Origin of the sequence: Limnobacter sp. SAORIC-690, from assembly GCF_002954425.1 — a bacterium.
Lineage (GTDB): Bacteria > Pseudomonadota > Gammaproteobacteria > Burkholderiales > Burkholderiaceae_B > Limnobacter > Limnobacter profundi.
The window spans coordinates 3470836-3483761 of sequence record NZ_MQVZ01000001.1; the positions used below are offsets into that span (position 1 = coordinate 3470836).

Below are 12926 nucleotides of genomic sequence, written 5' to 3' on the forward strand. Positions count from 1 at the left end.
TAGGAAAAATTACTTAGTTTCCCCCCATTTGGGGTTATTGATTGGCCACAGCCACGTAAAACCACTCCTGACCGGCCTGCGACAAAGTGTTCGGGAAAACAATAAATCCATCCCGACTGGCCCTCACCTCTTCCCCGCTCTGTCGGATGCCGATTAACTCGCCTTTGCGTATGGGATCAAAACTGGACCAAGCACGTACAAACTGATCGTCAAAATGCTGCTTATCGTTTACCTCGACCAAACTAAGGTGTTGATACTCACTCACCGGTGGCACCGAGGGCCCTTCAATCAATTCCAGATGAAGCAAGGTGTTGGAGATGGCACGGTAAGCCACATCCGGACCCAAAGGATCATCATGCTGACCACACTCCAGTGTGACTGCATATCCACCGCTGGAGCGCATGCACTCCGTGGTCCCCATGCCATAACGCGGATCTGTATTTAAACCCTCACCCGATTGACCCGTCGCCTTCAAGTAAGCAACACGGTTCGAAACACCTTTGGCATAGGTGTCGAGCCAGCCGTCTACAAATCGACTCACTCCCAGTCGCAAGGCCAAACTACGCTCAGCGCTCTCATGCTTGAAAGACTCAAGTGTGCTGTTGTTGTTCTTTGGTCCAAATAAAGCGAAAGGCACTTCCCCTTTCTGAAAACTGTGTATGTCCAGCAACACGTCATGCGCAGCCAGCAAGGGGCAAAGCCAATTCGCCACATGGTCTTCAAAATCAACCGGGCTGTTGGTCGGCGTCAAATTGCGGTTCAGGTTTCTATCGCCATTGCGCTGTTTGCGGTTGTAAGCCAAAGGGTTGGTAATCGGCACAAAAGTCAGCTGCCCTTTGATCAGCAAGCGTTCACCAAGCTCAAACTCCTGAATCATTTTCAGGATAGCCTTGCTGCCCGATACCTCGTTACCATGCACTGCCCCCAGCACGATCAATTTTGGACCAGGCTGCAATGCAGTGAATGTGACTGACTTGAACTGCAATGGATGAGGAATTGTGGGAAGGGCTGGAAACTGCATGGCAGAAATTGGCAAATGAAGGCGATTTGTGGAGGTTACCACAAACCGGTGGCCATAAAAAAAGGGCAGCCCAGGCTGCCCTTGAGTTCGTGACAACACCAATTATCGGCCTGGCGCTTCCACTGAAGGGCCAAACCTCTTTTTCACCGCACCAAAGGCGAACAAACGCACCAGCGCGGGAATAAGCACCACGGCACCCACCATATTCCACAAGAACATGAATGCCAAAAGCAGGCCCATGTCCGCCTGGAACTTGATCGCAGAGAATGCCCAAGTGAACACACCCAGCGCTAGAGTAACCGCGGTCAAGGCAACAGCCACTCCGGTTGAACGCAGGGTTTCAAAATAGGCATCCTTAAAATTCAATCCTTTGGCCAGGAAACTTTCAAGTCGGTTGTAAATATAAATACCATAGTCAACCCCGATACCTACACCCAAGGCAATTACAGGCAGCGTAGCAACCTTGATGCCCAGATTCAGCTGCACCATGATCACCTTACACAACACCTCTGTAATGAACAGGGGAATCATGATGGCGAGCATCACGCGGAAACTCTTGAACTCCCACCAAACCAGAGCCCCCACGATGCCATACACCAACAGCAACATTGTTTTCTGAGCCTGCTCCACAACAATGTTGGTTGCCGCTTCAATGCCGCTGTTGCCGGCCGCAAGAATGAACTTGGCATCTGCGGAATCATTCTCTGCAGCGAAAGCCTGTACCTTGGCCACCACACGCTCAAGCGTCTCGGCTTTGTGATCAGACAAAAACAGAATCACGGGTGTCATCGAACATTCGGAGTTATACAAAGTGGTGGGAATATTCTTGTGCGCACCATTTGAAATGAAGCGATCACGGGAAATGGCCAACCACTTCGGATTACCACCATTGAAACCGGCAATGATGTTTTTCATCACAGTGAACAGAGAAACCGTGCCTTCTACTCCTTCCAGGTTTTCCATTTCCCACTGGAAACGATCTACCACTGAGGCCACAGGGTATGCGCCACATTCACCCGCGGGTGTCTCCACCATCACCACAAACACATCCGAGCTGGTGGAGTAGTTCTCGACCAGAAACTTCACATCCTGGTTGTATCGTGAGTCAGGACGAAGTTCTGGTGCACCAGGGTCCAAGTCACCAATCTTGATGTCGGCCGAGGCAAACAAACCCGCCACCAAAATCAGCGCTGCTGCCGCACTGACGCCATAAGCTACCTTCTTTTCAGTCAAGCGAGACAGAAGGTGTGACACTGTGTGCTTACTGGCTTCCTGCTTGGCAACCTGCTTCAAACCACGCTCGGTCACATCCGTATAACTCATCAGCACTGGCAACAAGAACATCTTGGTGAAAATAATCACTGCCACACCAATTGAGGCGCTGATCGCCAATTCACGGATAACTCCGATCTCAATCACCAGCAAAGTGGAGAAACCCACAGCATCGGCCAGCAAAGCCACTGAACCAGGAATGAACAAAAGGTGGAAAGTTGCTTTCGCGGCGTCTACTTTGTCCGCTCCATGAAAACGTTCAGATGCCATGGTTCGCACGTTCTGAATCGCATGGCTCACACCAATCGCAAATGTCAAAAACGGAACAAGTATGGAGTAAGGATCAAGTCCAAACCCCAACAAGCTCACTGAGCCCAAATGCCAAATCACGGCAAGCGAGCAACAAAAAATAGTGGCTGCGGTACTCTTCCAGCAACGGGAATACCAAAGCAACAAGATCACGGTAAGTACGAACGTGATCGCGAAAAAGCCGGCAATGTCTTTGGATCCGTCGATCAAGTCACCCACTACTTTCGCAAAACCAGTGATGTGAATCGAAATATCGTCGCTTTGGTATTTGTCCCGCACCACCTCTTCAATCTGCGCGGACAACTTGCCATAGCTCAACTTCTCACCAGTGTCGGGATCAACCTCCAGCAGCGGCGCCAAAATAATTGCAGAACGCTGATCATTCGAAACCAGAGAACCGATACGTCCAGAACGTTCCACGTTGGCTTTGACAGCCTCAATTTGTTCAGGAGAACCCGAAAAACCCTGACCAATGACGGGCCCCATCCGCAGCCCTTCTTCGGTCACTTGCCGCCACATTACGTTGGGCGTCCAGATCGAACTCAAATTGCCTCGATCAACGCCAGGAATGTAAAAAACCTCATCAGTGATCAAGCGAAGTTTCTCAAGAAACTCCGCCTCGTAAATAGTACCGTTCTTGTTGTGAACAGCAATACGGAGCACGTTACCCAGCGGGCGTAGCTCGTTCTCGTAATTCAAGTAATTTGCAATAAATGGATGCGTCACAGGCACCATTTTCTGAAATGATGCGTCAGGCTTTAACTGCACCGCATGGTAAGCAAAAAACACCGACAACACAGCAAACACGGCGATCACCAGTTTGCGATGCCCAAACAAAATCGACTCAAAAAACCGTTCGACCTTACCCAATTCTTCTTGATTGCTCATGACAGTTCTTCCAGTTAGCGTGGCAGCGCAAGGGTTCTAGGGCCGTTCTGGCCACTCAATACCAAGGTGTTGTTTACAAGGGCCATGCCAGTGACAGGCTTACCCTCTGTAGCGCTCACCATTTTCAACGTAGTGCCCGACTCATCGGTACGCACCAAGCGACCCTTCTGGTCGACAAACAAAACAGTTTTTCCAAGGGTCAAACCCTGAACAAAACTTTCCTTGCTGGGGCTTTGTAGCTGCCACCAAGCACTCGCACCCGCACCCAAGCGGTAAACATTTCCACCAAAACCATATGCAAAAACAATGGGCTGCCCTTCGTCATTGCGCAGTACCGCGGTACCGTAAAAATGGCCGTTGTAACCTGTGTCCGAGCGTGTCCAAGTCGCGCCAAAATCATTGGAGATGTAAACTCGGCCGGCTTCTCCTGAAATCAACATCAGCCCTGTTTCATCGCCATATAAACCGTTGTAATGGCGAAAATCGGGATTGTCCAAGCGATTCGCAATCAGGGTCCAGGTCGCGCCACTGTCTTTGGTTTCAAAAATCTGTCCGTAGCTGCCAACCACCCACCCGGTATTTTCATCCTTAAACCACACATCGAGCATCGGGCGTGCCGGGCCAAACCGGGCGCCCGCTTCAGCATCTTCAAATGCAAAAGTTGCTGCCTCCAAGGCTTCACTCATCTTGTCCTGTTCAGCCACACTTGCAGCGTCAAATCGACTCTGCATGTCATCCATTTTCTTCTTCGCGGCAGCAACCACTTGCTCATTGGCTTTGTTGCCATCAAACACTTTGGTCCAACTTGCACCAGCATCAGTCGACTTCAGCACCACGCCATCGTGACCAACCACAAAGGCCAAACTGTCATTCACAAACTGAACACCCGTCAAATTGACTGACACAGGCACCTTGGCTTGAATCCACAGTTTGCCTTCGTTGTCTTTTACACCTTGCGCAGCGTCGCCAGCGGCAAAGTCCCGCTTCAATATAATGCCTCGCTCACCCACCATCAGCACATTACTGCCTTGGGAAGTCACATTGAGCGACAAAGCCTTCGCGGCCTTTGGTGCCTGAATTGCAGGTAAATCCAAGGGATCTTTAAATGCGTAACTGAATTGACTTGCACACAAACTCAAAGCGACTAAAGTTGCGCGCAGCAGTGGCTTTCTCATGCCATCTCCAATTTAAAAAACCCAGAGAAGTGATATCTCTGGGTTGCAAAAAATTTAAACCTCAGGTGCCTGGAGCACACTTGCTCCAAACACACTGAAACATCATTACCTACCCATGCGACGCAATGCTGCAGTCGAAAAGTCAGCGGTGGTGTACTTCTTGCCAAATTCCACGGGCTTCTCTTCGTTAGTCAATGCATTGACCAGATATCGGCGTGCCTGCAAATCGTAAATCACCTCACCAGCGGGGCCAAACGCAGGTGCGTCATACAACTGAACGCCATATACCTCGCGCACACGCCACAAGCCACCACGTGCGTCGTACTGGTCTGCGTGCAAAACAGCCCATGAATCTTCATCAATAAAGAACACACGCTTGGAGTAAATATGACGAGCGCCGGGCTTCAATGTGGCCTCTACCACCCAAACGCGGTGCAACTCGTAACGCAAAAGGTCCGGGTTCACATGATTCGGCTTGATGATGTCGCTGTACTTCAAAGCCTTGCTGGTCAACTTGAAGTTGTTGTAGGCCACATACATTTCTTTCTTGCCTACCAGCTTCCAGTTGTAGCGATCTGGTGAGCCATTGAAACCGTTGAAGTCATCGTTGGTCCGCAAGCCATCAGCACCAATACCTGGTGAGTCATACGCCAGTTCAGGTGCGCGAATCACTCGACGCTGCCCAGGGTTGTACTGCCAGGCCAAGCGAGGCTCCTGCACCTGATTCAAAGGCTCGTGTACCAAGGCCACCTCACCAGCTGCGTTCGCAGGTGCTGTGGTTTGATTCAGGTAATAGAAGATTCGGTTAGGTTCGGGATCTGTCATGAAAGACGCATAGGAAATTGTTTCCGTACGCTTGCCCACAGTGAAACTTCCATTGGTTTGAACGGGGAAGTCTGCAGAATAACGAGTGATCGAGCCACCCAAATCACGCATCAAATGATTCCAGATCACTTGAATACCATCGGTCGGAATCGGGAAAGGCACATTGGACTTCTTCAAATTCAGAATACCGTTACCACCCTCTGCCAGTTTGATGCCCGCAGCTTCTTCCTTGGCAAACTTGTAAACGTCCGCTCGGTAAGCAGCTGTTCGCTGAGTCGGGTAAACGTTAATCTTGTAGCTGGGATAACGCTTCATCATCTCCATTTGCCCTGGTGCCAACTTGTCTTTGTGCTGCTCCATATTGGCGGCAGTAATGGTCAAGGTGGGCTTATCAGCCGCAAATGGGTCAACATAACCTTTGGCGGGATCAAATCCTGCGGGTGGCTTGCTCAAGCCACCGTTCCACGCTGGAATCGTACCCGCAGCATTACCCGCTTTCTCTGCACCAATCGGTGTCAGAGTAGTGCCCAACTTTGAAAAATCAGCCGATTGTGCGTGCACCGCTGAGGCAGAGCCCAACAATGCCATGGACACGGCCAACTGCGTGATCTTCATCAATTTCATTTCAATACTCTCCTAAAAACAACTCTTGAATGGCTCACCCTCTGATTCCACCTTTTACAGGTTGGCGCCCACTACCAAAGACAGGAAGTCGCGGTCTTTGAATGGATCGAAATAAGCCTTGTCATTGAACATGCTGTAATTCATTTCAGCAAAATATCGCGCAGACTGGATCTCGGCCCGAACGCCAACACCCAAATTCATGCGGTCCTCCAGAAAAACGCCATCGGCGGAATAACCTTTGAAGTCATGCGAGAAGAAAATTCGCGGTGCCAATGTAATACCGAAAATGGCATCGGGGTACTGAGCAACCGACAGCACACGATAACCAAAGGCCGTTTCTGTTGCGTAACCATCCACTGCACAGTTACGTGGGTTAGGGTTCACACCCGAATTACAATCGCCGTTATTGTAGGTGGCATGAGCACCAGCACCGAAGGCGGGGGACCGACCAAAGCGCTCACTCGTGAACGGATCACCGATGCCACGCCACATCTGCGCACCAATCTCACCAATCACAGCCACCTGGCTCGCTCCCAATCGGCGGGGAAACAACGCAATCGTTGACATCTGGGCCTGAATTTTGTCCAAACGCTTGGAGCCAGGCAGAATTGAACCTACAGGGAATTGAGCGTTGTCACCATATCGAGCCAAAGGACCATCCCCAGTTGCACCACCTTTCAACAAATCAGCTGTGTTGTAAGCTGCAGGGAAATCCTTGGTATAACTAACCTCACCGAACACCGAATAACCAAACAACTCTGTGGCTGCTGATAGACCAGCCACCTGAATGTTCTCAGATCCATAGTCAAAGAAATACGACAGTGGATTCACCACACTCTGACCTGCCAGTTCTAGCCCGTTGAATAAGGAACCGTCAAATCCGGATGGCGTTTTCTTCAAGGACAGATTGGGAATACGCTGGTGATAATTCACAATGTAAGCGCCGAACTCAGTGCCAATTTCGCCCGCATAGTAGCGACCAGACAAACCAATCTGCCCAGAATCTTTGGGCCTGCGATCTGCCAATTGGGCCATCCGGAAATTCAAGCTACTCAGGTCAGCTGGCAAACCCGTGATACCGCCCAAAAGCCCCGCCAAGGGACCCAGACCCGAAAACAGCGTGGTATCGATTGGAATACCGCCAGCAGTAATTGTGCCCCCACCTGAAAAACTCTGTTGATCATCATAGCCAGTGAAATCGATGTCACCCACCGGGGTGCTCAAGATACCTGGGTTGATTGGGGCACCCTGGAAATTACAGTTCAACAAATCAGCCTGTGAAAAGAAAGTGCCGCAACCATCCGCAACCACCTTTTCATGGTTCAACTGAACAAAACCTTCCAGAGACAGCTCATCTGTTGCCTGAATGTTCGCAGAGATCTGGGGAATGGGGAGGAACACCTCTTTCAGCTGCGCACCCGGGCGACGAAGCGCAGCCGAGTCAAAGTTGGAATACTGGTTCACACCACCCAACACAAACAAAGCTTCACCCCATGTCACCACCTGATTACCGATTTTCAGGGTCAGAGGCTTGCCCAAGGGCTCATAATTACCGAAGAAATATGCATCCAGAAACTGTGCGTCTTCGAATTTCGTACCTTTGTCAAACCCGTTGTCATTCAACGGCTCGTTGGGCCTGAAGCCGTTGTTAGATGAACCGTGCGGTACCCTATTGCTTCTGTTGTGAAAGTCCGAGAAGGCTTTGGCACGAATGAAAACACCGTAGTTGTCTTTTTTAAGCTCGAGTTCACCTACAGCCTTGGCCACGGCGTTGAACACATCACCCTTGCTGTAATTCAAATTACCGTCGTCAACCGTACCACTCGAAGCCTTGCCACCATTGCCGATGAATACCAAGGACTCGTCAGCGTCCTTCGTACGCATGGAGGCACCCACCGTCACTTCCATCGCCCAACGTCCCTCAATGCCTGCAGGCCCCTCAAAGGCACCGGCAGCAACAGACAAACCGTGCACGGACATCAGCGCAGATAGAACAGCGAATTTCAATGTGGAATTCTTGGGCAGAAAACCGGCCATGTATGTCTCCTCAGGGCCTTGCTGGCCTCTTGAATAGATAGTGCGATAACTAATCTAAAGTGTGTAATAGTTACCCCTCATACTAAGACACACTCCATTTAGATTCACAAATCGAACAATACCCACAAGAAATAGAAAAGCACTTGCAAAAATCCATGTAACTTGTGAGTAAATTTCGATTCCCACTGTGCGCCCAAGTTTAAATTTGCGCAAGAAACAGATTGCCCCAACAAGTAGTAGGAACCACACTGACAAAGTGAATAACCATTCAGAACATTGCCGTGACACAATTTGAAACCCACAAGCAATACAAACTCATTGCGAAAGCAATTCGGGTTCTGGAACAACATGCAAGCAACTTTGCAACAGAACACACCGGGATTGAACCCAAATTGGCCATGCTGGCCAAGCACTTGAATACGTCGCCGTATCACTTGCAACGCACCTTCACCGAGTGGGCCGGAATCAGTCCCAAACAGTTTTTTCACTGTCTGCAAAAAGACCATGCTCGCAAACTTATTTCCTCGGGAAAAAGTATGCTCCACACAAGCCTGGCACTCGGTCTCTCCAGCAGTAGCAAACTTCACCACCTCATGTTGAAGTTCGAAGCGCTTACGCCTGGCGAGATTAAAAATGAGGGCCTTAACCAAGTATTCACTATTGGGCATGCGCCCAGTCCGTTCGGTCAAGTATTCGTTTGCCTCACGGCCAAAGGCATCAACAGCCTTGAGTTTGAAACTGCTGAATTGACTTATCACCAGTGGAAGGGAGAAATTCGCGGGCTATATCCCAAGGCAACTTTTGTCGAGTCAAGCTCAAAAACAGAAGCACTCGTTGAACAACTTTTTCACCCTACGGGCCATCAAACGGGTGATCTGTATTTGCATCTGCGCGGTACACCATTTCAACTCCTGGTCTGGCAGGCCTTGATCCACCTGCCCATCGGACAACTTGCAAGCTATCAGCAAATTGCCGCATCAATCGGCAAACCATCTGCAAGCCGTGCTGTAGGAAGTGCGATCGCCAGGAACCCGGTCGCTTTTTTAATCCCCTGTCATCGGGTCATACAAGCCACCGGCGAACTGGGGCATTACCGTTGGCAAAGCGAACGCAAAAAAGCCCTGCATCTGTGGGAGCAGGGCCTCATCTCAACAACAATTAACGCCGCTTGAGTAAACCATCATCGATCATTTGAGCAAAGTGATCGCACAACGTTTCGATCAATGGCCGGTATTTCACACCCAACAAATTAACCGACCGGCTGTTGTCGAAACGCAAGTGATAGCCCACATTCTTCTGAATAAATTCACGACTCACTCCCGCAGCAATCGGCGCAACAAGTTTCACCAGAAACTTGGGCAACTGCTTAGTGGGCAGGGGATACCTCGGGAAACGCGTACGCAAAATCGTTGCCATTTGCAACAAACTGGCAGTGTGCGCACTCAGAATGTAGCGCCCCTCCGCATTGGAATCAAAACCAGCCAGTACATGCGCTGTCGCCACCTCGCGAACGTCAACAACACCGAACTCCAGCATTGGTACACCTGTACGCTGCCGTCCACTGCCCAAGTCGCGCATTACATCAATACTCGTTGACTGGGTTTGGGTGGTCAATGAAGGCCCCATCACCAAACTTGGATTGATTGTTACCAAGTCCCAGCGAGACTGGCTTTTGCACACATCCCAAGCCTTGCGCTCGGCCATCACTTTTGAGTAAGAATAAGGTTGATGACCTTCACTGCTGGTGTTGTTCCAAAGTTGCTCCGTGAAAATTCCACCTGGTGCTTTCAAAATTTCGACGGCATCCCCATAAATAGACGCAACCGAACTGGTCAACACCACCCTTCGAACCGTTTCCACCTCATTGCAAGATTTCAAGACATTCTCAGTGCCCTCTACAGCCGGACGAATCAGTGCTTCATTGGGATCGGTAAACCCCTTGATCACAAAAGGAGAGGCCGTATGAATCACCAACTCGCATCCCTCAATGGCAGCCTTGAAACTTCCTGGCTGAATCAAATCGGCATCAAACAACTTCAAGGTGCCTTTGGAGCCATCCGCCAGCTTCCAAAGATGGGCAACCGAACTGGCTTTGTTCGAATCACGCACAGTCGCGTGCACCACAAACCCTTTGTCGAGCAAATCCTTCACAATCCAACTGGCGATATACCCTGAGGCCCCTGTAACACACACCGGCTTGTTCTTGTCAATTGTTACCATCGTCATTATCCTGCGTTCAAATTCTGTTTAATATAAAGCATCATCCACGATCAGCACTGTCTGTGCACACTACTGTAGCACCCCATGAAATCAGCACTGAATCTACTACGTACACTTAAAGTCATCCCGCTAATCCTCTTGGGCGGCTGTTCAGCGCTTCAAGTGGTTAACTCAGTGTCAAAAATTTACACCGCAGAGGTGAAAGAAAACATTGCGTTTGGTGCGCATCCGAAGCTGAAATACGATCTGTATCTGCCCAACAATGCCAATAAAGACTTCAACCACACACCAGTTGTCGTCTTCTTCTATGGAGGCAGTTGGAATCGGGGCGACAAATCTGAGTACGAGTTTGTTGGCAGGCGCCTTGCATCCATGGGCTACATCACCGCCGTACCCAACTACCGCCTGTACCCTGAAGTGCAATATCCTGATTTTTTGGAAGATGGCGCACAAAGTATTGCCCACCTGAAAAAAGAACTTCAGAAGCCCGAGTACAAGAATCTGAATCCAGCGCAACAATATGTTTTGATGGGTCACAGTGCCGGGGCCTACAACGCTGCCATGCTGGCACTTGATCCTCGCTGGCTCAATGCTGCCGGCCTTGAACACCAAACCAGTGTCCAAGGATTAATTGGGTTGGCTGGTGCCTACAATATTTATCCCATCAAAGACACGGATGTGCAGCCTGTGTTCAATCACCCCGACTACCCCCCTAAATCGCAACCGATTGACTACGCGGGGAGTCGCAATGTCCCCGCACTGCTCTTGGCGCCCCAAAGTGACACCTTGGTCAGTATCGAGCGAAACACGAATGCACTACACCAAGCGTTACAGTCAGCAGGCAATCAATCCAAAGTGGAAAGTATTGAAGGGACAGACCACATTACCCTGATTGGCACCCTGTCTCCACTTCTGTTTTTCAAAGGCAGCACCACCAAACCAATTGATCAATTCATGCGAAAACTGCATCAAAGAAACAATCTGAGCGCTGCAAATCCTGAACAGGGCTAGAGAGTTCGCCCTAAAAACTCAATTGACCTGGACTTTGGCTTGGAATGATACTTGTAAGTTACACAAATACTTACAACGACGAGACAAGCCAAATTTATGTTTAAAAAAACAAATACCGTGTCGATTCCACGAAACGTTGGATCAGTTACCCAAATCGACTCCAAAGCAGAAACCAGCCCCTATGACGTCAGCATGACTCGCGACAATATCGAGGCCATCTGGAACAGTGTCGAAAGCTTTTACAGAACTGGTTTACAACCTGGAATGACCATGGTTGTGCGCCGTCAAGGCGAAATTGTACTCAAGCGCTCAATTGGACATGCTAGGGGCAACCCACCCCCAAATCATCCAGACCAGGATGTCGAGCAGGTGTTAATGACACCAGACACACCAATTTGTCTATTCTCAGCATCCAAAGCCATTACCGCGATGCTGGTTCACAAACTATGCGAGCAGGGGAAACTTGAACTCAATGACACGATCGGAAAGTACATTCCCGAATTTGCGTGCAATGGGAAAGAAAATATCACCATTGCACAAGTTCTGTCACATCGTGCAGGCGTCCCTCAAATACCGATAAGCAACCCACACCCTTCATTGCTTTTCAAATGGGACAGTGTTATTGACTTGATTAACTCCGGGTACACGAACCGAGGCGACGGCAGCCAACAGGCTTATCACGCTATTGTTGGAGGTTACATTCTGGGTGAATTGGTAAAGAGAATCACTGGTAAATCCGTGGAATCCGCTTTGCAAGAATTCATTGCAAAACCGCTGGGTGCGAAATACCTCACCTATGGTCTTCAGAAAAAACATCAAGAACTGGCCGCGTTCAACTACAGCACAGGTGCAACACCGGTGTTTCCCATCAACGTGCTGGCTAAACGAGCTCTAAACATTGAATTTGAGAAAATAGCTACCATTTCCAACAGCTCCGGTTTTATGGACGCCAGCATTCCCGCAGGGAATATTTACGGAACAGCAGACGAGGTAAGTCGCTTTTATCAGATGATGCTGGATGGTGGTGTTTACAACGGCAATCAAATGTTCGAAGCAAGCACAGTGAAACTGGCCACCCGGCCAGCTGGCCCTTTAACCATCGACCAAACACTCATGATCCCAATTCGGTTTTCAACCGGATTTATGCTTGGGGAAAATGTTTTCTCTTTGTTTGGCATAAAAGCTCGAAAAGCATTTGGGCACCTCGGTCTAATCAACATTGTTACTTGGGCAGACCCATCAAGAGATATTTCCGTGGCATTTCTAAATACGGGCAAATCACTTGATCCACGCTCCCTCCCCGCCCTTGGGAAAGTATTGGTATCGGTCAGCACCAACTGCAGTGTCCTTAAATAGGCTCTGTTTTATCAGACAATGTTTTACTCGCGCTGCCGCGTGATCGGAACAAAAACCAGCCCCAAAGATGAGCTGGTTTTTTTGTAACTTAATTTTGTAACTTAAAGATCAATATTTAATCGCAATAGATGTCCAGGATGGATCTGAAATAAAAAAACCCCGCCTCAAGCTTGAGAGCGGGGTTTTTC

The 12926-nt window shown here is 49.5% G+C and carries 9 protein-coding genes; 3 read left to right on the forward strand and 6 right to left on the reverse strand.

Annotated features, from left to right (window positions below):
* Nucleotides 1–34: 34 nt before the first annotated feature.
* The 5 genes from BSZ31_RS16530 to BSZ31_RS16550 all read right to left on the reverse strand — a co-directional run bounded on the left by BSZ31_RS16530 (nt 35) and on the right by BSZ31_RS16550 (nt 8151).
* On the reverse strand, nt 35–1021 hold the full coding sequence (locus tag BSZ31_RS16530) for a succinylglutamate desuccinylase/aspartoacylase family protein (protein WP_105029930.1): 987 nt from the start codon (nt 1019–1021) through the stop codon (nt 35–37).
* Between the two features lie 102 nt (nt 1022–1123).
* Nucleotides 1124–3490, reverse strand: coding sequence for an RND family transporter (locus tag BSZ31_RS16535; protein WP_105029672.1), 2367 nt, complete (start codon nt 3488–3490; stop codon nt 1124–1126).
* A gap of 14 nt (nt 3491–3504) precedes the next feature.
* Nucleotides 3505–4665 (reverse strand): YCF48-related protein, encoded by a 1161-nt coding sequence (locus BSZ31_RS16540; RefSeq protein WP_105029673.1) that lies wholly within the window; start codon nt 4663–4665, stop codon nt 3505–3507.
* 105 nt (nt 4666–4770) lie between these two features.
* Entirely contained in the window at nt 4771–6114 is a 1344-nt protein-coding gene (locus BSZ31_RS16545) for a DUF1329 domain-containing protein (protein ID WP_105029674.1), read from the reverse strand.
* 54 nt (nt 6115–6168) lie between these two features.
* Nucleotides 6169–8151 (reverse strand): DUF1302 domain-containing protein, encoded by a 1983-nt coding sequence (locus BSZ31_RS16550; protein WP_105029675.1) that lies wholly within the window; start codon nt 8149–8151, stop codon nt 6169–6171.
* 398 nt (nt 8152–8549) lie between these two features.
* Here BSZ31_RS16550 and BSZ31_RS17700 point away from each other — a divergent pair, with 398 nt between their 5' ends.
* Complete coding sequence (locus BSZ31_RS17700) at nt 8550–9323, forward strand: methylated-DNA--[protein]-cysteine S-methyltransferase (protein WP_304466334.1); 774 nt, start codon at nt 8550–8552, stop codon at nt 9321–9323.
* Here BSZ31_RS17700 and BSZ31_RS16560 read toward each other — a convergent pair.
* The gene (locus BSZ31_RS16560; RefSeq protein ID WP_105029677.1) at nt 9310–10371 is read right to left on the reverse strand and encodes an aldehyde reductase; all 1062 of its coding nucleotides are present in this window, start codon (nt 10369–10371) and stop codon (nt 9310–9312) included. The genes BSZ31_RS17700 and BSZ31_RS16560 overlap by 14 nt on opposite strands.
* 174 nt (nt 10372–10545) lie before the next feature.
* Between BSZ31_RS16560 and BSZ31_RS16565 the strand changes: the two genes are divergently transcribed.
* Together BSZ31_RS16565 and BSZ31_RS16570 are read left to right on the forward strand one after the other, a co-directional pair.
* Nucleotides 10546–11382, forward strand: coding sequence for an alpha/beta hydrolase (locus BSZ31_RS16565; RefSeq protein WP_240605742.1), 837 nt, complete (start codon nt 10546–10548; stop codon nt 11380–11382).
* A gap of 96 nt (nt 11383–11478) precedes the next feature.
* Entirely contained in the window at nt 11479–12738 is a 1260-nt protein-coding gene (locus tag BSZ31_RS16570) for a serine hydrolase (RefSeq protein WP_105029679.1), read from the forward strand.
* The last annotated feature ends 188 nt before the right edge of the window (nt 12739–12926 follow it).

Coding starts and splice junctions, on each gene's coding strand:
- BSZ31_RS16530 (WP_105029930.1), bottom strand. CDS start 1,021: ATGCAGTTTCCAGCCCTTCCCACAATTCCTCATCCATTGCAGTTCAAG.
- BSZ31_RS16535 (WP_105029672.1), bottom strand. CDS start 3,490: ATGAGCAATCAAGAAGAATTGGGTAAGGTCGAACGGTTTTTTGAGTCG.
- BSZ31_RS16540 (WP_105029673.1), bottom strand. CDS start 4,665: ATGAGAAAGCCACTGCTGCGCGCAACTTTAGTCGCTTTGAGTTTGTGT.
- BSZ31_RS16545 (WP_105029674.1), bottom strand. CDS start 6,114: ATGAAATTGATGAAGATCACGCAGTTGGCCGTGTCCATGGCATTGTTG.
- BSZ31_RS16550 (WP_105029675.1), bottom strand. CDS start 8,151: ATGGCCGGTTTTCTGCCCAAGAATTCCACATTGAAATTCGCTGTTCTA.
- BSZ31_RS17700 (WP_304466334.1), top strand. CDS start 8,550: ATGCTGGCCAAGCACTTGAATACGTCGCCGTATCACTTGCAACGCACC.
- BSZ31_RS16560 (WP_105029677.1), bottom strand. CDS start 10,371: ATGGTAACAATTGACAAGAACAAGCCGGTGTGTGTTACAGGGGCCTCA.
- BSZ31_RS16570 (WP_105029679.1), top strand. CDS start 11,479: ATGTTTAAAAAAACAAATACCGTGTCGATTCCACGAAACGTTGGATCA.